21 protein-coding genes are annotated in these 21,983 nt (G+C 64.3%); 2 read left to right on the top strand and 19 right to left on the bottom strand.

Translation table 11 applies throughout. The annotated features are described in order from the left end of the window. Position 1 precedes the first annotated feature (1 nt). Genes EV383_RS23730 through EV383_RS23760 form a run of 8 tightly spaced genes read right to left on the bottom strand, consistent with a single transcriptional unit; the run spans position 2 to position 7,564 of the window. Entirely contained in the window at positions 2-718 is a 717-nt protein-coding gene (locus tag EV383_RS23730) for an SGNH/GDSL hydrolase family protein (RefSeq protein ID WP_130291982.1), read from the bottom strand. Positions 719-722: 4 nt separating this feature from the next. Continuing rightward, the gene (locus EV383_RS23735) at positions 723-1,478 is read right to left on the bottom strand and encodes a class I SAM-dependent methyltransferase (protein WP_130291983.1); all 756 of its coding nucleotides are present in this window, start codon (positions 1,476-1,478) and stop codon (positions 723-725) included. Between the two features lie 25 nt (positions 1,479-1,503). Next, positions 1,504-2,949: a tyrosine-protein kinase domain-containing protein gene (locus EV383_RS23740; protein WP_165438476.1), complete on the bottom strand. Its 1,446-nt coding sequence runs from the start codon at positions 2,947-2,949 to the stop codon at positions 1,504-1,506. Beyond that, the gene (locus EV383_RS31415; protein ID WP_165438477.1) at positions 2,949-4,445 is read right to left on the bottom strand and encodes a hypothetical protein; all 1,497 of its coding nucleotides are present in this window, start codon (positions 4,443-4,445) and stop codon (positions 2,949-2,951) included. Before EV383_RS31415 ends, EV383_RS23740 begins: the two co-directional genes overlap by 1 nt. Further along, entirely contained in the window at positions 4,442-4,969 is a 528-nt protein-coding gene (locus EV383_RS23745; protein ID WP_130291985.1) for an LbetaH domain-containing protein, read from the bottom strand. Before EV383_RS23745 ends, EV383_RS31415 begins: the two co-directional genes overlap by 4 nt. After that, on the bottom strand, positions 4,966-5,661 hold the full coding sequence (locus EV383_RS23750) for a hypothetical protein (RefSeq protein WP_130291986.1): 696 nt from the start codon (positions 5,659-5,661) through the stop codon (positions 4,966-4,968). The genes EV383_RS23745 and EV383_RS23750 overlap by 4 nt, the downstream gene beginning before the upstream one ends. Continuing rightward, positions 5,658-6,887 (bottom strand): MATE family efflux transporter, encoded by a 1,230-nt coding sequence (locus tag EV383_RS23755; protein WP_242623273.1) that lies wholly within the window; start codon positions 6,885-6,887, stop codon positions 5,658-5,660. The genes EV383_RS23750 and EV383_RS23755 overlap by 4 nt, the downstream gene beginning before the upstream one ends. Beyond that, entirely contained in the window at positions 6,884-7,564 is a 681-nt protein-coding gene (locus EV383_RS23760) for an acyltransferase (protein WP_130291987.1), read from the bottom strand. Before EV383_RS23760 ends, EV383_RS23755 begins: the two co-directional genes overlap by 4 nt. 697 nt (positions 7,565-8,261) lie before the next feature. On the opposite strand from EV383_RS23760, the gene gmd reads away from it, so the two are divergent. Then, the gene (gene gmd, locus EV383_RS23765; RefSeq protein ID WP_130291988.1) at positions 8,262-9,266 is read left to right on the top strand and encodes a GDP-mannose 4,6-dehydratase; all 1,005 of its coding nucleotides are present in this window, start codon (positions 8,262-8,264) and stop codon (positions 9,264-9,266) included. A gap of 313 nt (positions 9,267-9,579) precedes the next feature. On the opposite strand, the gene EV383_RS23770 is transcribed toward gmd, so the two are convergent. The 10 genes from EV383_RS23770 to EV383_RS23815 all read right to left on the bottom strand — a co-directional run bounded on the left by EV383_RS23770 (position 9,580) and on the right by EV383_RS23815 (position 20,122). Next, positions 9,580-10,767, bottom strand: a complete 1,188-nt coding sequence (locus EV383_RS23770; RefSeq protein WP_130291989.1) for a hypothetical protein — start codon at positions 10,765-10,767, stop codon at positions 9,580-9,582. A gap of 73 nt (positions 10,768-10,840) precedes the next feature. Next, on the bottom strand, positions 10,841-11,938 hold the full coding sequence (locus EV383_RS23775; RefSeq protein ID WP_130291990.1) for a hypothetical protein: 1,098 nt from the start codon (positions 11,936-11,938) through the stop codon (positions 10,841-10,843). Between the two features lie 144 nt (positions 11,939-12,082). Then, positions 12,083-12,850 carry a WecB/TagA/CpsF family glycosyltransferase gene (locus tag EV383_RS33190; RefSeq protein WP_130291991.1) on the bottom strand — a complete coding sequence of 256 codons (768 nt, stop codon included), beginning with the start codon at positions 12,848-12,850 and terminating at the stop codon, positions 12,083-12,085. 4 nt (positions 12,851-12,854) lie between these two features. After that, positions 12,855-14,093, bottom strand: coding sequence for a glycosyltransferase family 4 protein (locus tag EV383_RS23785; protein ID WP_130291992.1), 1,239 nt, complete (start codon positions 14,091-14,093; stop codon positions 12,855-12,857). Position 14,094: 1 nt separating this feature from the next. Beyond that, entirely contained in the window at positions 14,095-15,408 is a 1,314-nt protein-coding gene (locus EV383_RS33195) for a lipopolysaccharide biosynthesis protein (protein WP_130291993.1), read from the bottom strand. After that, positions 15,405-16,286, bottom strand: coding sequence for a glycosyltransferase family 2 protein (locus EV383_RS33200; protein WP_130291994.1), 882 nt, complete (start codon positions 16,284-16,286; stop codon positions 15,405-15,407). Before EV383_RS33200 ends, EV383_RS33195 begins: the two co-directional genes overlap by 4 nt. Beyond that, positions 16,283-17,068 carry a glycosyltransferase gene (locus EV383_RS23800; RefSeq protein ID WP_130291995.1) on the bottom strand — a complete coding sequence of 262 codons (786 nt, stop codon included), beginning with the start codon at positions 17,066-17,068 and terminating at the stop codon, positions 16,283-16,285. Before EV383_RS23800 ends, EV383_RS33200 begins: the two co-directional genes overlap by 4 nt. A gap of 65 nt (positions 17,069-17,133) precedes the next feature. After that, positions 17,134-18,258: a class I SAM-dependent methyltransferase gene (locus EV383_RS23805; RefSeq protein ID WP_130291996.1), complete on the bottom strand. Its 1,125-nt coding sequence runs from the start codon at positions 18,256-18,258 to the stop codon at positions 17,134-17,136. Positions 18,259-18,281: 23 nt separating this feature from the next. Further along, the gene (locus EV383_RS23810; RefSeq protein ID WP_130291997.1) at positions 18,282-18,845 is read right to left on the bottom strand and encodes a dTDP-4-dehydrorhamnose 3,5-epimerase family protein; all 564 of its coding nucleotides are present in this window, start codon (positions 18,843-18,845) and stop codon (positions 18,282-18,284) included. Between the two features lie 182 nt (positions 18,846-19,027). Next, positions 19,028-20,122, bottom strand: a complete 1,095-nt coding sequence (locus tag EV383_RS23815; RefSeq protein WP_242623274.1) for an LCP family protein — start codon at positions 20,120-20,122, stop codon at positions 19,028-19,030. A gap of 331 nt (positions 20,123-20,453) precedes the next feature. Here EV383_RS23815 and EV383_RS23820 point away from each other — a divergent pair, with 331 nt between their 5' ends. Further along, a complete protein-coding gene (locus EV383_RS23820; protein ID WP_130291998.1) occupies positions 20,454-21,161 on the top strand; it encodes a sugar transferase in 708 nt (235 codons plus the stop codon). 16 nt (positions 21,162-21,177) lie between these two features. On the opposite strand, the gene EV383_RS23825 is transcribed toward EV383_RS23820, so the two are convergent. Further along, complete coding sequence (locus tag EV383_RS23825; RefSeq protein ID WP_165438480.1) at positions 21,178-21,915, bottom strand: SGNH/GDSL hydrolase family protein; 738 nt, start codon at positions 21,913-21,915, stop codon at positions 21,178-21,180. Between the last annotated feature and the right edge of the window lie 68 nt (positions 21,916-21,983).

A 21,983-nucleotide genomic window follows, 5' to 3' on the forward strand; every position in this document is an offset into this window, starting at 1 on the left:
CCTATCCGTTCCGGGCTTCGGTGAGGCGGTCGAGGTGGGCGCGGATCCGGTCCGCCATGACCTCGTGCCCGCGGTCGGTGGGGTGCACCCCGTCGGCTCCGATCAGGCCGGCGGGGTCGGCGAACCAGCCCTCGGCGAGCGGGTCGGCGAAGGTCACCGAGGCAGCCGCCGCGGCGGCTCTGATCGCGTCGCGGCAGGCGGTGACCGGCGCCGGCGGGCCGGCGGAGGACCAGATCGGGCCGACGACGAGCACCCGGGCGCGAGGCAGCTCGGTACGTAGCACGCGGAGGACGGCGTCGGTCGCACCGCGCACCTTCTCCGGAGGCGTGGACGCGTCGTTGCGCGATCCCTCGACGACCACGACGTCGGGCCGGTACGCGATCGTGGCCCGCAGCTGACCGGCGCCGAAGCGGCCGTCGTCGGTCGGCGCGACGGTGTACCCGGAGCCGCCGACCGACTCGTTGCCGATCGCCCAGCCCCGCGGGCTCCCGACCAGCGCGGTCCAGTTCCGTGCGGCACCGCCGCCCTGGACCGTCCCGGCGGAGAACGAGTCCCCGATGACGGCGAGCCGCGTGCCCGGGCCCCACGCCGCGGGTTCCCGGGCCGGGAGACGGTCGGTGCCGGCCCGGAACGCGACGAGGACGACGACGACCGCGGTCAGCGCCGCGAGCGCCACCAGGACGACCCACGACCGGCGTCCGGACAGGGCGGGACGCACCGCGTCAGGCCCCCTCGCCCGCCGACGGCGACTTCTGTATGAAGATCATCAGCGTCGAGGACGCCGCCCTCGGGATCACCTTGGTCAGGACCATGCCGGCGCGCATCGCCGCCCGGGACGAGCCGAAGTACGCCGGCTCGGACTCGTACTCGTAGACGTGGTGGGAGAACCGGTGCCGGGGGAAGTAGCACTTCAGGGCCGACCGGGAGTTGAGCCGGTAGGCCGTCGGGAACGTGTCCTCGACCTTCTTGTCCGGCTGCAGCGTCCGCAGGATCGGCGCGTGCAGCCGGTTCGGGGTCAGGCGCGTGGGGATGCCGATCGCGCCCCACTTGCGCGGCGTCCGCGCGCACACCCACCCACCGGGCCGCAGCACCCGATCGATCTCGCGCGCGGTCGTCTCGGGACGGTCGACGTGCTCGAACGTCCAGTCGCTCACCACCATGTCGACGCTGCCGGTGCCGATCGGGAACGCGCCCGACCCCTCGATCACCATCGCCTCGTGGACGGCCGTGTTCTCGAGCACCGCCTCGTCGACGTCGAGGCCGATCAGGCGTGCGCAGCGCGGCTTGAGGTCGTGCAGGTCCCGGCGGAAGGCCACCGGGTCGTCCATGAACTGGCCGCGTCCGGCGCCGAGGTCGAGGACCGTCGCCGCCTGGGGCAGGAGTGCGTTCACCCGGGACCAGAACTCCACGGTCCCGTCGATGCGTGTGTAGCCGCCTGCTCCCATCTCGGGGAACAGGTCGGTGTGCTGGATGGTCATCGTCGCCTCCGGCGTCGGTGGTCGGTCAGTTCCGGGTCCGGGCGTGTGCCCGGCTTCCGGACGGCGGGCGGGCATGGAGGCCCGCCGTCGCCTCGAGGTCGGGAGCCGGCCCGGGGTCCGCCCGGGCGGCGTAGTAGCCGGTGTAGCCGGACTCGCCGGGGGCGACGCCGTTGAGCACCAGACCGATGTTCGTCAGGCCCGCGCTGGAGAGGATCTCCCGGGCCCGGGAGATCGACTCCAGCGGCGCGACCCGGGCCCGGACGACGCACAGCACCCCGTCGCCGAGCTTGGACAGGGCCAGCCCGTCGGCCACGGGGACCAGCGGAGGTGCGTCGAGCAGGACGGTGTCGTAGCGATTGCGGGCGTCGCGCAGTACGGCGCGCATCTGCTCGGACTCGAGCATCTCCAGCGGGTTGGGCGGGAGCGACCCCGCCGCGAGCAGGTCCAGGCGCGACGTGCCGGTCCCCTGCACCACGTCGGTGAACCGGACACGGCCCGACACGAGCTGGGTCAGGCCCGCTGCACCGGGCAGTCCGAGGTACGTCGCCGCGCGGGGCCGGCGCAGGTCGGCCTCGATCACCAGGACCCGACGGCCCGAGCGGGCCTCGGCCAGCGCCAGGTTGACCGCGACGGTCGACTTCCCCTCCCCCTCGACCGAGCTCGTGACCACGTAGCAGCGGGAGGCGTGCTGCCCGAAGTTGAGCATGTCGAAGTTCGTGCGGACGGCCCGGATGTTCTCGGCGGCCGCCGACTGTGGACGGTCACGCAGGAACAGCGGGGTGGTGGTGATCTCGGGGTCCGTCTCGACGGCGCCGAGCAGCGGTTTCGGGAACACGTGCGCCAGCTGCCCGGCGTTGCGGATCGTCCGGTCGAGCGAGCGCCGCACGACGGCGACGGTCACCCCGGCCAGGAGTCCGGCGATCAGGCCGAGCACCAGGAACAGCACCGGCCGCGGCGAGACGGGCTTCTCGGCGAGCAGCGGGCCCTGGACGAGCTGCGCGGTCACTGGGGGCGGCAGCGCGCGGTCGGCCGGCTGCTCCAGCGTGGCGACGAGGCGGGGGAACGTCCGGCCGACGGCGCCGGCGATCTGCTCGGCCCGTTGCGGGGACCGGTCGAGCACCTCGGCGGTGAGCAGCACCGTGTCCGGGCTGACCGACGCGGAGATGTCCTCGGCGATGTCGTTGGGGTCCTCGCCCAGCTGCAGGTCGGAGTCGACCTCGTTCGCGAGCCGGTACCCGGACAGCAGCGCGGTGTAGGACTTGACGCGTTCCTGGGAGAGCAGGCTCCCCTGGTAGGCGTCGGTCGAGCTGGAGCTCGTCGACTGCGTCGAGATGTAGAACGTGACGGCGGCCGAGTACGTCGCCGGCGTCAGCAGCGTCACCACCCCGGCCACCAGCACCCCGGCCAGCGTGACGCCGACGATCAGCTTCCAGGAGTCCCTCAGGACCAGGAGGTGTTCACGGATGGTCATCACCCCTCCTCTCTCCAGCCGTCCGGCCGGGTGGTCACGAGCACGAGCAGGACGAGCATCACCGCGATCTTCGCCATCGCCTGCAGCAGCGATCCGCGGACGAGGATGAACTCGTACGCGGCGACAGCGGGTACGAGCACCGCGGCCAGCGGCACCGCCGCCGTCGGCCCGGCGCGGGTGAGCTCGAAGGCGTCGTCGAGACGGCGGCAGGCCGCCCCGGCGGCGGCCAGGAGCGCGGCCGCGCCGGCCCATCCGAGGTCGACGTAGCCCTCGGCCCACAGCGGTGAGTCGATGTTGCGGTTGGCGAAGCCGACCTCGTCGGCGAGCAGGAAGGCGGTGTTGTCGGGCTTGTCCGTCCACAGCGACCGCGGCACCCAGAACGTCGCCGCCCCGAGGATCTGCCGGCCCCACTGCGGGCCCTGGCTGTCGCCGAAGCGCACCGCGATCCCGATGTCGGTGATCGAGCCGTAGTCGGTCTTGGCCAGGATGTAGTCGACCGGGCGGTCGTAGGTACCGGCGCCGGGGTTGGCGGCGAGCGTGGCGCTGTCGTAGCGGAACGCGTCCAGGTACGGGAAGACGGTCAGGGCGCCGAGCGCGAACGCCGTCACGAACGCCGCCCGGAACAGCGGCCGCGCCGAGCCGCGCCACGCGTAGAGCAGGCCGAGGATCACCGCGAACGCCCAGTACCGGGCGTTCGAGATCGGGTTGTTGACCACGACGTTCAGCCCGACCAGCAGCACCAGCAGCACCCAGGTCGAGGTGCGCGCCCGCACCTGCCGGTCGTCGGCCATCAGCCGTCCCAGGACCAGCAGCGCGACGAACGGCAGGCAGTTGGCCACGGTGGACAGTGAGCCGCCGGTGGCGTTCGTGCTCGAGCTGTACAGGCCCGACTGCGACAGCTCGTCGAACACCGCCTGGCGGCTGGACAGCAGCACGGACGGGCCGCCGAGCAGCGCCACGAACAGCGGCCCGGTGACGACGGCGAACCAGCCGAGCACGAGCGTGCGGCGGGGGTCGACGACCCGGCCCAGCAGCACACCGAACCGGGCGGCACCGGAACGGACGTCGCCGCCCCGGGCGCCGGCGGCGCGGTGCGCGACGTCGAACGCGACGATGCCGAGCAGCACCAGCAGCCCCTGGCGCTGCGCCTCGTCGAGGGTGAACGTGACGCCGAGGGGGTTGCTGCGGGCGAGGTCCTGGGTCAGACCGGCCACGGCCACCCAGCTGTAGGTGAAGATCCAGAAGCCGAGCGCGGCCCACTGCGCCCGGCCGCTCCACATCAGCGAGGCCAGCCGGCCCGCGGTGTAGAGGAACCCGGCGCCGAACAGCACGGTGGACAGTCCGAGGTGGGCCCGCCCGGAGTCGAGGACCGGCAGGAAGAACAGGCCCGACGGCACGGCGAGGAGTGCCGTCGCGCAGAACAGCGGCACCACGAACTGCGTGCCGGTGAGCCGCGGGGCGACCGGTGCGGGGGACGACGTCTCGGCGAGGGTCACCGGCGCTCCACCGGGGACCGGGGCTGCAGCCGGGCCGCCGCCGATCGGGAGAGCACCGTCCCGGCCGGGACGACGACACCGGCCGGGACGGTCGTTCCACGGAGCACGACGGCGCGCAGCGCGACCCACGCGCCGTTCCCGACGGTGATCGGCGCGTTGTCGTACTCGAACGACGGCGAGCGCGCGTCGTGGCTGCCGGTGCAGAGCACGGCTTCCTGCGAGACGCACACGTGGTCGCCGAGGACGATCGGCTCCAGGTTGAGCAGCCAGGCGCCCTCGCCGATCCAGACGTGCTCGCCGAGGCTCAGCTTCCAGGGCCAGTGCACGCGGACGCCGTTGCGGATGTTCGCCCCGCTCCCCACCTGCGCGCCGAACGCGCGCAGCAGCACCGGCCGCAGCCGGGCCGGCATCCACCAGGGCTGGAAGAGCAGGTGCGACACCGCGAACCACGCCGCCTGCACGGGCAGTGACCGGCCCTTGTCGTATCCGGTGCCGGTGAACAGGTCGAGCCGTCGGTCGGTCATGTCGCCCAGCTCCCGTGCAGGCGGACGTCGGCGGCGCCCGCGGCGTACTTGTAGAACTCCCAGCACGCGATCGACCCGGGAGCCGCCGCGATCCGCGGGTCGTCGAGCGAGGTGGTGGTGCCGTCGGGCAGGTGCAGGGTCGCGCGCGGGCCGTCGAGCACCGCCTCGACGACGACCGGGGTCTCGTCCTGCGGCAACGGCCGGGCGAACGTGCCCGACCCGACCTCGGACAGGGTCAGGTCCCGGATCACGCCGTAGATCCACCGCCGCGGCGTCACCACCAGGTGGCAGTGGGTGTCGCGGTAGGGCAGCGCGACCCAGGCGGCCAGGCACAGCGAGCCGGTCTCCTCCCCCGGCCCGAAGGAGAACCGTGCCCCGACCCGTCGCAGCGGGGTCCCGAGGTCCTGGTTCACGTAGGCCGCGCCGGGAGCGTCGGGGAGGTTCCCCTCGAGCGCGCCGGCCCGCACCGACGGCGGCCCCGGAGGACCGTTGACGGTCACGACGAACGGGACGCCCTCGTCCCCGGCCGCAGGGACCGGACCGTCGGACCGTGTATCCCATCGTGTGTGCAGCCGTGCCCCGGCCGGGGACGGCGACGCCGGGGCGGCGGGCGCCTCCGCGCACGCGCCGCAGGCCGCCACGCCCGCCAGGGCGAACAGCGCCCGGCGGCCGAGCCGCACCCGCCCGGTCACGCGGGCACCGCCACCGGCGGACGGGTGCGCTCGGCGACGACGGCGGTCACGGCCGTGGTCAGCAGCGCGGCGAGTGACATGCCCCACGCGATGCCGAGCACGCCGTGCAGCGCCAGCCCGGCCAGCGCCCCGGCCACCATCAGCACCGTGCCGGCGACCTGGACGAGGAAGAGCAGCCGTCCGCGCTGCATCCCGCGCAGGCGCGCCTGGTAGGGCACGGACAGGCCGGAGAGCAGGGTCTGCAGCGCGATCGGGGCGACGAGCGCGGCGAACCCGAGGTAGCGCGGGAAGAGCAGGTCCAGCAGGAACCCGCGCAGCGGGATCGCCACCAGCGCCAGCAGCCCGAGGACGGTCACACAGATCAGGGACAGGCGCTGGAGCCGGGCCAGGCCAGCGGTGTCGCGGTCGGCGGCCAGGCGGGCGAACCGCGGGGTGGTCAGCACCATCACCGCCGCGAACAACGTGACGGCCGGCTGGAACACCAGCAGCTGCACCGCGCGCAGTCCGGCCATCTCGGACGCGGCCAGGACGGCGCCCGCCAGCAGCAGGACGGCGTAGACCTGGATCTGTCCGAGCAACGACGTCAGGGTGAACCAGCCGGAGAGGTGGCGGCCGGCGTGCAACCACGGCTTCGGGGCGCGCGGGCGGTCCATCCCGACCGCGAACAACGTCGCGACCGCCACCAGCGCACCGATCCCCCACGCCGCCGCCGTGGTGAGGACCGACCACGCGCCGAGCACCGCGACGACCACGAGGACGGCTCCCTGCGCGATCGCCCACGCACCGTCGACGAGCAGCGCCGCGCCGGTGCGCGAGCGGGCGAGCAGCACGAACCGGCCCGCGTCGGCGACGAGCGCACCGATCAGCCACGGCGCGAACCACGCCAGCTCGGTCACCGACCCGGACCCGAGCGCCGCGACGGCAAGGGCCAGCACGCTGCCGGCGACGCCGAGCACGCCCGCCGTCCCCAGGGCCGAGCCGGCCAGCCGGGACTCCTCGTCCGGCGACCCGACCGTGGGCAGGTGCGCGAGCACCGGCTCCCCGACGACGGCCCGGACCCCCGCGGAGTAGATGGTCACCACCGCATAGGCGACGACGAACGCGCCGAACGCGTCCGCCGTCAACACCAGGGAGGCGATGAACGCCGTCAGGTAGTTGGTCGCCGAGCTCAGCAGCTGGTCCGCCACGCCGTAGGCGGAGCGCGACGACTGCACGAGCGAGGTCATTTGATGTCGACGACGGTCCGGACGAAGAACGGCGCCGTCGGGTCGAGGGCACGGACGGGCTTGGCCGGCACACCCGCGAACAGGTGCGGCTCCGACGTCAGCTTGCCGGTGACGACAGCGCCGGAGGCGACGATCGACGCGTCGGGCACCACCGAACCCGGGAGCAGCACGCACCGGCTGCTCACCAGTGAGTGGTCACCCAGGCGCACCGGGAAGCAGCTCTGCCGGACGTTGTCGAAGTCCACCGCGTGCGTCTGCACCAGGGTGCCGAAACCGGCGATCCAGGAGAACGCGTCGAGCTCGATGCGGTCGCAGGCGTCGAGGATGTGGAACGCGGTGACGCCCGACCCCTGCCGCAGGATCAACGCCGGGTGGCGCTCCTTGTGGTTGAAATACCCGCGGTCGGGCCGCACCGAGTTGATGAAGTTCAGCGACCCGATCGACGCGTCCTTCTCCAGCACGACGTCGGTGCAGCCCCGGACGACGTTGAGACTCCCGATCACCGCGCCCTCGCCCATGACGAGGTTCTCGACGTCGACGAACGACCGCCCAATCCGGGCGGTGGGGTGCAGGTCGTGACCGAGCAGACGACGGTGCACGAAGCGCCGTCCGGCGTGCGGCAGCAGCACGGTCGCGGCGGCGCACAGGGCGCGGGCGCGACGGTCTCGGATTCTCATCGGTACCTCCGGCGTCGGGGAGCAGAGCCGCCGTCCTGCGTCACCCACCTGCCGGTGACCGCCATTTCCGCGTTGCGCGGCAAATATTGCGGCACACCGACGACATCGGCCAGCGGGCCGGATCGGCCGGGGCCGTCACCCCTTCGATGCAGCAGAGGCGCTTCGTTCACACGTCCGCCGGTCTCTGTCGACCGTCCGTCAGCTACACCACCGCACGACCACGCGACGGTCACGTGTCCGTGGCGGGTACAAGACACCACCGGACGCCTCGTGACACACGGCCACGGGACGGCCCGCAGCCGTTGTCACACAACGGTGTCGTCACTGCACTCCGCCAGGGGACATCTGGGCGCGTTCCCTTAGCCGCGCGCGGCACGGAGTTCCCGCTCGGACCGTCGGTGTGGGAGGGGCGTCTCGCGTCGCAGTCCTGTGGTCCGCAACTCTCGGTGTCACACCAGCCGTTGACGGCCGCCGCACTCGCGAACTGGGCCGCAGCCGGCAGACCCGATGAGACCTCCGTCGACGACGCTCCAACCCCGAGCCACGTCCGCCCCAACGGGTTATTCGGTCACTGCCAGCCATCGGAGCAGCGACACACACGATTAGCGACGGGGTATCGACTCACGGTATCGTGCCGCCACTCACCAGATCGAGGCGTACTCCCCACGCCCATCGTGACGACTCCAGGAGAAGCTGTATGTCGGACGCTCCCTCGACCACCACCGGCAAGCGCGCACTCATCACGGGCATCACCGGGCAGGACGGCTCGTACCTCGCCGAACTGCTCCTCTCCAAGGGCTACCGGGTCCACGGCCTCATCCGGCGCGCCTCCACCTTCAACACCGGCCGGATCGAGCATCTCTACCAGGACCCCCACAACCCCGACGCCCGGCTGTTCTTGCACTACGGCGACCTCACCGACTCCAGCCGCCTCGTCACCCTGATCGACAAAATCGCGCCCGACGAGGTCTACCACCTCGGCGCCCAGTCCCACGTCCGCGTGTCCTTCGACGAGCCCGAATACACCGGCAACACCACCGGCGTCGGCACCACCCGCCTCCTCGAAGCCATCCGCATGGTCGGCGTCGACTGTCGCTTCTACCAAGCCTCGAGCTCGGAAATGTTCGGTGCCACCCCACCCCCGCAGCACGAGGACACCCCCTTCTACCCGCGCTCCCCCTACGGAGCCGCCAAGGTCTATGGCTACTGGATCGCCCGCAACTACCGCGAAGGCCACAACCTCTTCGCCGTCAACGGCATCCTGTTCAACCATGAATCGCCACGCCGAGGCGAAACCTTCGTCACCCGCAAGATCGCCCGCGCAGCCGCCCGAATCGCCCAGGGCGTCGATAAAGACGTCTACCTCGGTAACCTCGACGCCGTCCGCGACTGGGGCTACGCCCCCGAATACGTCGAAGGCATGTGGCGGATGCTCCAGGCCGACGAGCCCACCGACTACGTCCTGGCCACCGGGACCGCCTACACCGTCCGCGACTTCGCACAATTCTGCTTCGACCACGTCAACCTCAACTGGCAAGACCACGTCCGCTTCGACGAATCCTACCTCCGACCCACGGAAGTCGACGCTCTCATCGGAGACCCCACCAAAGCCGAGAAGATCCTAGGCTGGAAAGCACAGACCCTCCCCCCAGAACTCGCCCGCATCATGGTCGACTCCGAACTCTCGAACCGTACCGTCTAGGAACTAGGAAATACCCAAGGAGCTTCGACCCTTCCCTCATTCTCTGCGACTTCCAACTCATAATGATAAATTTGAATAGCCCGGCTGCTCTCGTCTACACAACAAATGACGGCCACCGACGCTTGCACACGTTGAGGATAGACTCAATTTTTCGATTCCCAATCAAAAATTAACACTAAGGTTAAAGCCAGAGCCACCGCATTCTTCGAGATTCACCAGCGACACGAAACTAGCGTGGACGCCTGCAGAACCGCTTGGAACAGTTCACATTGACAAAGTCTCGCTACCGCACCATATTGCAAAACGCAAAGCACTACTTCTCCTCTCGGAGCGAGCTAGAGTTGAGTGAGTCCCAATCTGACTCTAAGTCGGAGATCGAGAGCTTCTCATTGGCATTCGACGAATCAAGCGCTATAAACGCTAAGCAGATTCCAAAAGAAAAACCAACAGTCCGATAATTCACTGCGAGTGGAGAGAAAAGCAAGTCCCACCCAGCCTGGAAAACCAGGAACGTGACAATTACCCGCGACTGCAACGCACACAACTCTATAGACTTTCGGAAACCAACAAGTAGGGTTCCTATAAGCGTCAATCCCAATACTATTCCGCCCACACCAAACTGAACCCAAAGATCACCGAGTATCGAATGCACCTCAATCGTCCTGCCGAACATTACATTGTTCACATAGTCATCGCTAGTGCCAACACCAAGCGCCTGCAGGCCGACCTTTCCGATATCCGCCACCTCAACTGGCGGAACGGCACCAGGGCCGAAGCCCCAAGGCTGAGACCAAAAAAGCGAGAAAGTCGCTCCGTATTCTACTCGGCCGGCAACTGGTGCCGAGTTCAATGACTGCAGTTCTGCGGTTCGCTGTAACGCGGGCCCAAAAACCCCCTGAAGCGAAAAAGACAAAATGAGGTCATAAATCACGGAAACTGCAACCACTAAAACCATTCCGAGCAGCAGGAATCGTGCCGACGAAGTGCGGCCACCTACTGGACGCCTTCCGAAAAGCAGTTGAGAGATAACCGAAATAGCGACGGCACCAGCGGTGTTTCGGGTCGCTAAGGCGAGCGACAATCCTGCTAGGGAGAGTCCTCCGACAAGTACTACCTCGCGCCTAAGCCGTCCGAGCATTGCGACAAATAGCAACGACGCCGGGAATGCGAACGCGTACTTCCAAGCGTTCTCCCCCCACGCCTCCGGATGCAACGCCGAGTTCACAAGACTTCCAATGGCGAACAGCACTACAGTCCGGGATATCTTAAGTCTAAAGACCAGCCAGACCACCACCAGCGCCTCTACGGCCAAGGCAAATACAACAAGGTAAGATTGACGAATCAAGTCTGGTGCGAACTCAATTACCGAGCCGGAGCCTCTGTTGACAATGATAAGAATTAGACCTGACAAGGAAAGCACAATAGTGCTACTCCAGACAAACCACAATCTCTGAAGCCAGTGCAAACGGAAAACTACCGGGAACACGAGCAACGCGATCACTAGCCCGAAGGATAGGGACGCGACACCTGGAAGCTGAACGGGAAGCAACACCGCAACTACGGTTGGAAACCAGTCAGATCTGTGTTTCAGTCTCATTTTTCGACTCCCCGCTCTCAGCGAAATCGCCATCAACGAGCGATCCAATGAAAGAATTACTTGAGATTAGGATCGGGACTGCCCAGAAGATAAATATCGACGCTCTGAATAGTTGATCAGGGGTCCAAAAAATAACCGGGAGGATTGCAAGAGACAGCACCCAGAAACTCGATACCGACTTCGAGACCAGAGTGGCATAGGCCAAAGAAACTATCATTAAAGTCAATAGCAAAACCTGAGCGGACGGCGGACCAAGAAGTTTCATGGTCTGCAATGGGAAAAAGTATGGCCAAGATAATATCAGCCATGGCAAGATCAGCGTTCCTGCAATCCCTAAACCAAAACAAATCTCGCCGAGGACTTGGGTTCGCTTTGCCCATAACGTAATCAGCAGTGTCCCAAACAGGATCGGTAGCAAACTTGCGCGGGTAGTGCATACCACGGCCAACAGCATCACTGTGAGATACGATAGAGGACGAATCCCTGCAGTTCGGACATACCAAAAGCACGCTACGCAGCACAACAACGCGGTTGTGAAGAAATCTCCCCCAAGTAAGAAATATTCTGTAAATCCAAGACTCGCAAAGCACAGACCGAAGAGGAATAGGGCGACCCGAGGCCCGTAGACACGCAAAATAGCGAAGGTCATGACGGGGACCAAAATAACGTTCAGAAATCCTGAATAACCAAAAATAAAATATGGCGCAGTCGCTAGAACTGCACCTCCCATTAGCGGAGATAACGGGTTACCCATGTATGTGGTCGATCCGTAGGGGTTGACTCCGCTGAATAGGCCCTTTACCAACAAGTCGAGCGCATCATCCTCGTCTCCGTAACCGCTGGAGTCCCGAGGACTTCCATACTTCATATAAAAGAATAGAAATACTAGTATTACTACAGCCAGAAGACTAAATAGAGCAACATGTACTAAGACGCGCGGCAACCTCTTACAGAATTTCCACCATGCCGCTGAAGCAAACGAGTAAAGTATCGTCGCCGTAGTCAGCACGAGTAGGAATTTACTCAAGGGCGCTTCCAGATCGGGCAAGCCCTCACCTGGGCGACGTAAGGTCATCCCTCGCACAGTCAGCCTAGACAGGCGCTCAGAAGACGAGCAAGCCAGCAAGAAACCAACAGCTAGATGTGGAAACACTCTCTGCGCAAGCGAACTAATTATCTTGCGAGCATTCAAAGCCGTTACCCCGTCTATTAAATCAAGTTAGCTTCTACCTGTAAGAGCCCTGTCCAGTCTCTGCATCCTTAACAACCCGACTACGAAGCGCAGCCCACCGATTGTGTATCTATGGACTAGTCTCCTCGGCTCCTGCTGTAGCCGATACAACCACTCAAACCCGCTACCGTGTAAGAAAGCAGGAGCTTCCCTCACATTCCCCGACGCGAAGTCGAACGCGGCACCTACTCCCACGCTCACTGCGGTGGACAAGGTTCCAACTCGGCTGATGAACCAATCCTGTTTGGGAGTACCCAGGCCGACCCACAGGTAGTGTGCGCCACTGTCGGACACCTTCTGAACCACCTCGGCGGTCTCAGCATCGCTTAAGGTGCGGAAAGGAGGAGACTCCATACCAGCAATTTCGATGTCGGGGAACTGCTCGATGAGACGTAAGCGCAGCTCCCGCAGGACCGATTCAGTGCTTCCATAGAAGTAGTGACGTCGACCACGCACTAAGCCGTACTCTATTACGTTGTACATCAGGGAAGGCCCACGCACTGGTCCACGCATAGAGCGGATACGACGAACAAATCTGCCGACTAACGCTACGGGTACTCCGTCAGCCAAATTGATATCGGCATTCAGAGCCGTAGCTAGATCGCTGTCTTGCGTCGCCAACGATAATGTGTATGAATTGCACAGGTGCACACCTCCGCCACCGTTAGCCGCCATCGATTCCAATAGCTCGACCGCGCCTCTCGCATCCAGCGCCTCTATTCGAACACCACAACAACCGAAGCAAGTGTTGGCCATCTCTTCACCTGCAATTCTCAGCGCTTTTTGCTAACGCATGTCGATAAACTCTTGCAGTCTTATCAGCCGTTTTACTCCACGTAAATCGCTGTGAGTTTCTTACACCTGCCTGCGTTCTCGCTGACGTGGCATCCTGCTGACTGACAACCGCATGGATCGCATGCGCGATCTGACTGGGGTCTGCCGAATCAACGTAGAGCGCTCCGTCCTGAAGTACCTCATGGAACGGCTCCATGTCCGAACAGATTACCGGGACCCCATGGGCCTGCGCTTCCGCCGGCGGCAGACCGAAGCCTTCATACATAGAAAGCAGCATTACTATATCCGCCGAGGCGTAAAGATCTGTGACGCTTACAGTCGAACTGTAGTTAATAAAGTGAATCTCATTTCTGAGAACTGAGCTACTCGATCTGAAAAGGAAGTCCCTATGATAGTCGACGTCGACTACGTGTCCGCGAAACTCCACCTGTAGCCGGGTGGAATATTGCGGATTCAGTTTTGCGAACAACTCTATTCCCGCTAAGGCCTGAAAATGACCCTTATGCGGACTAAAAGAAGCAATGTATGCAATCCTAAGCGGTGCCTGACAATCGATGTACCGCGGAGCACATTGGTTCAACCCTGCACTCGGCCTATTGATACCATTATAAATAGTGTACAAGTTCGGGCGTGGGCCGAACCGTTTGATGGCTTCGTCCCCTACTGAGTTTGAAGGCACGATCACGAAGTTCGATCGACTTAAGGCTCGCTTCGCGATTAATCGAAAGTATGCGCTGTGCATAAACTTCAGTGGCCCCGCCTTGAGCTTCGTATCAACAAAATTGTCGCTCAAAAACTCAGTCATAAAGTCATGGACCGTAACGACAAGCTTAGTTCCAGGCAGAGCTATAGGACATTCTGTTGCAAGTTTGTGCAAGACATCTATACGCATTACCAGGCATAGCACTGGCAAAATTAGATGGACCCACAATAGCCGACGCAGAATGCCGGTGACGTCGATATTCACTTCAACGAGCGAGAAAGACTGAACGTCGACAATCTGGCCTGGCTGAGCGAAGACTACGAGTTCAAAATCGAGCTGGTGGCACAATTCAGATAAACTTTGAAGCAGCTCGATGCTGTAGCGCGTAACGCCTCCTCCACCTCCTCCCCTTCCTGGTGATAAAGGAACAAGGTCTAATGCGACCTTCTGCATGCTGACCTTCCACGTTGCATACGACTTGAAGGCGGACGGGTTGCCCATATTACGACTTTCCGAGATTTACGGCCGTTATTAGCGTTGCCCGAGTCCTCCAAATCCCAGGTATCAGTTGACAACAGAACACCGCAATGATTGATGCCATCACTGGCCCGGCGGTTCCATAGGGCGCTGCAAGTATCCAAGAAAGAGGCAGATTCACCATCAACATTACGAGAACGCAAACAGCTTGAAACCGCAGTCCACCCGCGTCCATTAAGAACATTCCACTCGGCAAATGCAAACACTGCACGACAAGAAATAGAGCAAATACCACCATGAGAGGAGCACTCAGCTGGACCTGTCCACTCCCAACGATATCGGAGATCAATGGACCTCCGACAATTAGGGCAGTGCCCAATAAGACACTGAGCCCGGAGAAAAGCGCTATGGCACGAAGCCACTCGGACCGGGTTGCACGAATCGACTCAAGCATCCGCGATCTGAAGGTCGGCCAAAGCGGAAGCGCAGCCGTCGATGCGACAGCCCACATCGGATTGTAAAGCTGGGCCGCCAATGCGTACAGAGCAAGCTCGTGAGGCGTACTCTGATGCGCTAAGATAAATCTATCGCTTTGAAAAGCTATTGGCAAAGATAAAGTGACGACTAACATTGGGAGCGCTAAGCGATGAAGCTTCTTGATATCGCGCAAGGTGGCGTTCTTTGTCAGTTTCGCGACTTCTGCAAAGCTGATTGGAACTAAACGTAGACCAACTGCGAAGGCGAGTATACTGCCTATTAGTAGACCAGTGGGAAAGGCAACAGCCACACTCAGACCTGGTAGGAACGCGGCCCACAAACCCACGCCTGCGACTAGCAGCGTTCCGATAGGACTAACACACGAAATCCAAACTGCAAGATGATTTTTTCCAAGGCCTAGTAGCAGCCGTTGCCCCAAGCCAAACGGTAAGCTTGTCGCAAATATTGCGATACAGATAAGCACGACACTATCTACTTCCGGAAACTCTATCGGAATGCCAAGCAGTCGATTCCAGCCAACGGTTACCGTTATGCCTCCAGCAAGAATCACCAGAATTGCGCTGATATAAAGGAGCGCCTTGAGGCTAGCTGCAAGTACTCTGACCGCATCTGTCGATTTCCCGACCGCGAAAGCATCGACAACTGAGGCCCCTAGCCCCAGATCAGCAAAAGGCAATAGGAGAAATATGGTTCCGATCAGCATGGCAAACCCGTAGACATGGGGCGATCGACCGTTAATGATCATCGCTGATGTTGCGACACCGGCAACGGCTGATACTGGAAGCGAAATTGCACGCGCACGTAAGCTAGATGAAACGCCAGCCGGCACCCAGCGTCTCATCCCCGCCCGCCGCTAGCGGTATTAACTCGTCGTCGGATAGCTCTCAATCCACTGCGCGGGTCAACTATTAAAGCGCACACCGAATAGAACACAAACTCTGTTAAATTACCCCTTAATCGAGCATGCCGTGCCCGCTTTAGGAGCAGCGTTGACGATCGTCGGCACCAGCCCCAGGGTTTTATTTGTATACCTACTGCGAGAGCGTAATAACGCTGAACCTTGTCTCGGTCGTCCAACTCAGAACTACCAAACAATGAAGACCTTCCTGCCCCGACAGAGTATATGCAAGTCGGCTCGGGGAAATCGACGACCGATCCAACCATCGAAGCCCTGATTAAGGTCTCGTAGTCCTCCGAGTACCGCGGCGACAAAGGACAGGGAGAAATGTCGTTAGCCACAAGTAGCGAAGACCGACGATAGACAATTGCAGACGGTGGCGTCGGCCCATGGCCCAGCCGGACCAAGGCAGTCGTGTCTAGCGATAAATAGCCCCGCGCGGCGATAGCCGTTCTGCCGCTTGAGTCTGCTTGGACGTAGTATCTGCCGACGGAAGCCGCAATACCTTTGTCAGCATCAAGTCGCTTCTTCGACTTGATTACACCCTCTTTCACCAAGGCGTCATCTGCGTCCAAGAATACTATATAATCTGACTTTGCAAGTCTTTCTCCTGCAGATCGCGCTGATCCCGGACCTGAGTTAATTTGTACAACTACTCTTGCCTGCAGGTGTTCAGCTAATGCCGCCGTCCCATCGTCTGATCCATCGTCTATAACAATGATCTCGTCAGCGTGAACTGCTCGTGCTGACTCAATCGCCCTCCTAATAGTGCGCTCTGCGTTATAGGCGGGAATGACCACGGCGAGCGTGGAGCCATTCATGAGAAATTCCTGTGTAGGAATCGATTGACGTACTCGCGAAAGCACAACATCGCTCCCACGATGAAATCGGTGCCACTTGTAATCGTGGCAATTGCACCGTTTATCTTTCGGAATCGCCGGAAGTCGGCATAATGCTCGATGATCTTTCTATGAGAGCCGATGCCCGAGCCGTCAAAGTCACAAGCTATCTCTGGAACCACCAGCGGCGGCGTATGGAGCACTGCCCGCATCAACATATTCTGGTCTTCTGCAATTCCGGTAGTTAGAGAGTAGCCGCCGATCGCTCTTAGGAATGACGTCTTCATTACAACTGCCTGATGAGGAATTGACTTCTGGCCGAGCATGAACCTTGCCTTCTGAAACGGCACCTCGCCCCGTAGCTCAATAACATCTCCGTTTCGCGAGACTCTCGCGAGTCCGTACCCCCAATCAGCGTGACTATCGAGAATTCTTTCGCAGATGGTCCGCGCAGCGTCACAGTTTGCGAAGGTGTCGCCGGCGTGGAGAAACCAGACCAAAGGCTTTGTAGATAGAGCGAGTCCCTTGTTCATCCCGTCATAACGACCTGCGTCAGGCGCCGATCTCCAGACTATTCTGCCCGTTCGAGAAGCGAACTCTTGAAGTAACGTGATGGATCCGTCCTTTGAACACGCGTCAATGACTACATGTTCGATTTCTATCGCTTTCTGTTCATCAACGCTCCTCAGCGTTGATTCCAAGCCGACGCGATTGTCTCTGGTTATCGTGACGATCGATACTTCGACGCGATTATCTTTTGGCATTTGTCCCAATCTGGCGTGCCTTGAATTTGGGATCCGCTATCTGAGCGGGCAGTGCTGCGGTTGAACTAGTAGCCCACATGAAGCTCGTCTGCGATCTGCCAATGTCCACCCTTGGCCTCGATCTCGGGCACCGTGCGGCGGACCTCGGGCAGCAGGTCGGCGATGAATAGCAGCACTGTGTCCGGCTTGGCGGACACCATCTGGCCCGGCGCGGTAATCGGCACTCCACTGCCCGGCATCCGGCGTCCGTGTTTGCCACCTCCCCCATCAGCGATCGCAGGAAGCAGATCCGGGCCGACCTGCGCGCGGCACAGTAATGCCACGGCACGCGAGGCCGCGCTGTAGCCCCACACCGTGCGGCCGGCGGCACGCTCGGCCTCGATGAACTGGCGTAGGCCCCCGGACATGTCGTCGGCGGCGTGTTGAAGTCCCCGCACCACGTCGGCCTTGAGCATCCCGGCGGCCTCTTCGGAGACGATCAGGTCGGTCAGGGCCTGGTCGCGCTCGCCATCACGCCGGGCCGCGAGCAGGACGCTGCCGCCGTAGAGCGGGAACCACCAGGCCGTCGTCGCTGCCCATCCCACCGAGTCGAGCATCCCAGCCAGAGCGGGCGTCGAGTAGTAGGCGAAATGGCCGTGGCGCAGGGCGTTCCACTGCCCGCCGGCGACGATCGAGGCCAAGGTGTGGAACTGGAACAGCACCGTACCGTCCGGCTTCAGCAACGATGTCCGTCGCTCCAACGCGTCAGCCTGGTCGGCATCGTGCATCATGCCGAGGTTGTCCACCACCACGTCGGCGAGCTCGCCGGGCTCGGGCGGACGGGCGCCGTAACGGGTCAGGATGTTCCACCAGGATCCACCGTGCGGGCTGCCGAACTCGACCAGCACCGTGCCCTCGCCGACGATCCCGGCCGCGGCCATCTTCGCCACGGCATCCTCGGCCTGCTGCACGAGGGCGTCCGGCTCGAGGCCGGGCTCCTCCTCCGGGGTGTCCGGGTCCTCGACCAGCTGCGCGAGATGGCACTGCCCGCACATCCACATGCGCAGCGGGTACAGCGGGTCCTCGGACGGGTCGTCGACCTTGGGGAAGACCTTCGCGGTGGGCTGCCGCCCGGCGTCGAGGACGATCTCGCCCTGGTCCGATCGACAGGATCGGCAGCGGATGTCGGTGATCAGTTCGTCGTCGGGCATGGCGCTCCTGGGAAGAGGGAGGGTCAGCGTCGGGCGGGGTCGATGTCGAGCGAGTGCAGGAGGTCTGCCCAGCTCGGGGCGTTCTTGTCGCGGTCGCTCAGCTCGGTCGGCGGCATCGGCCAGGTGATGGCCAGCTCGGGGTCGTCGTACCGGACGGCGATCGCCTCGTCGGGGGCGTGCGTGCGGTCGATCGAGTAGCACATATCGGCGACCTCACCGGTCACCTGGAAGCCGACCAGCATCCGGCGCGGCACATAGACCGAGGCCATGTCCTCGTCGTCGAGCGTGAGGGTCACGTGCCGACCCAGCGTCGGCGACTCCGGACGGGCGTCGACGATCGCCACGAACGCGGAGCCATGGGCGCAGCGGATGATCTTCCCCTCGCCGCCGTGGGAGCGGCCGTGCAGACCGCGCAGCACGCCGTGCTTGCTGCGCGACTGGCTGTCCTGCACGAAGTCGGCGCGCACGATGCCCCAACGCTCGGCCACGGCGTCGTCGTAGGTGCGGCTGAAGAAGCCGCGGTCGTCACGGTGCGGCGACGGCCGGAACTGCAGCACGCCGGTCAGGTCTGTCTCGAGAACGTCCACTGAGGGGGTTCGTCCTTTCTCGGTGCGGAGGTTCGCCGCAGCACCGCGTGGCGACAATCACCCGATAGGGGGTCACAATATCGGTCTCCGTCACGCGTTCGCATCGGCCCTACCGCAGTCCGATTCGTCCGGGTCGACACGTCGTGACGCGACCTGCATCGTCTCGGCGATGTCGGCATCCGTCAGGACGGAATGTCGCCGAGGGCCTGGGACGGGTTGGCGTCGACATACTGAGCCACACTGCCGTTGCGGATCGCACCCCACAGCCCCTTCGCCTTGCCCTCGTCGAGGTAGACCACCGACTGCACGCCCTTCCGGCCCAGCCCGGCCACCGGTGTGGTCACGAAGCTGACACTTGACGAGCGCAGGTCGCGGTACTGCACGGCCAGGCTCGCCAAGCCGGTGTTGCTCAGGGTGTCGTCGATGCTCACCGTGTCACCGACGTTCTGGGACAGGTCGTAGAGCGCGAGCGGGTTCGTCGACGCCTGTTGCTGGACCCGGTTCAGCAGGGCACGAAGCGCGTTCTGCTGTCGTTTGGCCCTGTCGATGTCACCGTTCGGCAGGTCGTAGCGCTGACGGACGTAGGCCAGGGCCTGGGCGCCGTCGAGGTGGTTGTCGCCCGCGGCGAAGTCGACGCCGGCGTTGCTGGTGGCCTCGGCGACGTTCACGTCGATGCCACCGACGGAGTCCACCAGGGTCTGGAACCCGGCGAAGTCGATGACACCGAAGTGGTCCACCCGCACGCCGGTCAGTCCCTCGACGGTCTCGATCAGCAGGCTCGGACCGCCGAAAGCGTACGCGGCATTGATCTTGTTCATGCCCCGGCCGGGGATGTCCACCCAGCTGTCGCGCGGGATGGACACGACCGAGCCGGTGGTGCCGTCCGGCTGCACCGTCGCCAGCATGATCACGTCGCTGCGCTGCGAGCCAGCGTCGACATCGGCGGGAGCGTCCGAGCCGGTGGTTGCTTCGGTGGCGCGGGTGTCGGTGCCGACGAGCAGGAACGTGGTGCCACCGAACGTCGCGGGACGGTCGGCGGCCGGGATGTTCCGGAAGGCGTCCGGGATCCGCGAGATGTCGTTGCCGATGCTCTGTGTCAGCGCGAACACCGCACCGGCCGCGGCCAGGATCAGGACGAGCACGACGACGAGCAGCCCGACCAGCACGCGGCGCCCGCGGCGCTTCGGCGGTACCGCGCCCCCGGACATGCCGGGGACGAACTCGTCCGCGCGGTCGCGCATCCCGCTGCCTCCGCGCGGTGGGACCTGGTTGCTCACGTGCACTCCCCGACGGGCCGGTCGCCGGGCCCCGAACGGCGGGGCCCACGTCACGCAGTGTTTCTCCGGCCCGGACGGTCGCGTTACGTGACGAGCGAGACGCCCCAGCCCGACGAGAGGCTCTCACAAAGTGCTCGATCATGACAGTGCGTGCTGATCAGCGAGTCGAAACCAGTTGTCGCGCAATGTTTTCCGAGACGCGGCGAGCGGTCCCCGATCATCAGGTTTGTTGATAGTCCTGCCCTGTCGCTAATAGGCCGTTCGGACGCCACGAAACACCGTCTGAACGCGGCCGACCGGCTGCACACCACCACCGCCGCAGGGGGACGACATGAGCGCCGCACTCACCGACCTGGTCAAGGCCACGGAGATCTCCGTCCCCGCCCCGCGCCGGCCGGTCGAGCTCGTCACCGCTCACGTCGCCACCCCCACCACCGCCCGTCGCGCCGGTCGCGCCTACGCCGCTCTCAACGCCGTGGCAGCGCTGGTCCTGATCCTGCTGGCCGCCCCGGTCCTGCTCGCCGTCGCGATCGCGGTCCGCCTCGACGGTGGCCCGGTCCTGTTCCGCCAGACCCGCGTCGGCGAGGACGGCCGCGAGTTCTCGATGCTGAAGTTCCGGTCGATGTGCGTCGACGCCGAGGCCCGCCTGGCCGCGCTGATGGCCTCCAACGAGGGCGCCGGCCCGCTGTTCAAGATGACCGACGACCCGCGCATCACCCGGATCGGCCGCGTCCTGCGGAAGTTCTCCATCGACGAGCTGCCCCAGCTGTTCAACGTCGTCGGCGGCACGATGGCCCTGGTCGGGCCGCGGCCGGCGCTGGCCCGCGAGGTCGCGCACTACTGCCCGCTGGCGATGCGGCGCCTCGAGGCCAAGCCGGGTCTGACGGGTCTGTGGCAGGTCAGCGGCCGCTCCGACCTGAGCTGGGACGAGTCGATCCGCCTGGATGCCACCTACGTCAACACCTGGTCCCCCGCCCTGGACCTGAAGATTCTCGCCCGCACCGCCGGAGCTGTCCTCCGCGGCGGCGGGGCGTACTGAGCCGCCCCCGAACGGCTCACCGAGGGGCTGCGCCGATCCGGCGCAGCCCCTCTCCCACGAGATCGGCCATCCTGCGGTGGCCCTCGTCGGTGAGCTGTTCCTGGCGCTCCGGCGAGAACACCGGGTCCGGTCCCACCATGGTCTCGTCGGTGCCGTCGAACCAGCGGTCCTCGATCGGGTCCAGGAAAGGGAGCTGCGCGGTCGCCGCCGCCTCCCGGATCGCATCCCGCGTCCCCTCGACCGACTCCGGGACGTCGTCGGACGCCCGGATCGGCCCGATCACCACCATCCGCGCCTGCGGGAGTGCCTGGCGCAGCTCGGTGTAGAGCCGGGTCGCCGCGTCCCGTACCTCGGACGACGGCCGGTCGGCGTCGCTACGGCTGCCCTGCACCACGACCAGCGCCGGACGCGCGGCGACGACCCGTGGGAGCTGGTCCTCCCGAAAGGTTCCCCCCGGCGCCGGATCGACGTAGCCGGCGCCGTCGGCGGCGGCGTTGGTGACCGTCCAGCCGGAACGATCCGCCAGCAGCTGCGTGTAGTTGGACGCCCCGAGGCCTCCCTCGACCGTCCCGGAGGTGAACGAGTCCCCGATGAAGGCGACCGCCGGCCGGGCCCCGTCAACGGCGGGCGGCGAACCCGACACCGGTGGCGGCGCAGAGGCACGCTGGATGGCCAGGACCAGCAGGACGACCGCGACAACCGACAGCACGGCCAGCGCGACGACCGCCGGCCGAACCCGAAGTGACCACTGCACGGTCGTGCCCCCCTCGCACCGGCGCGCCGGGCACGCGGCGGCCCGGTGCGACGGACAGTGAGGCCGCA

This window comes from Pseudonocardia sediminis (genome assembly GCF_004217185.1).
Taxonomy (GTDB): Bacteria; Actinomycetota; Actinomycetes; order Mycobacteriales; family Pseudonocardiaceae; genus Pseudonocardia; species Pseudonocardia sediminis.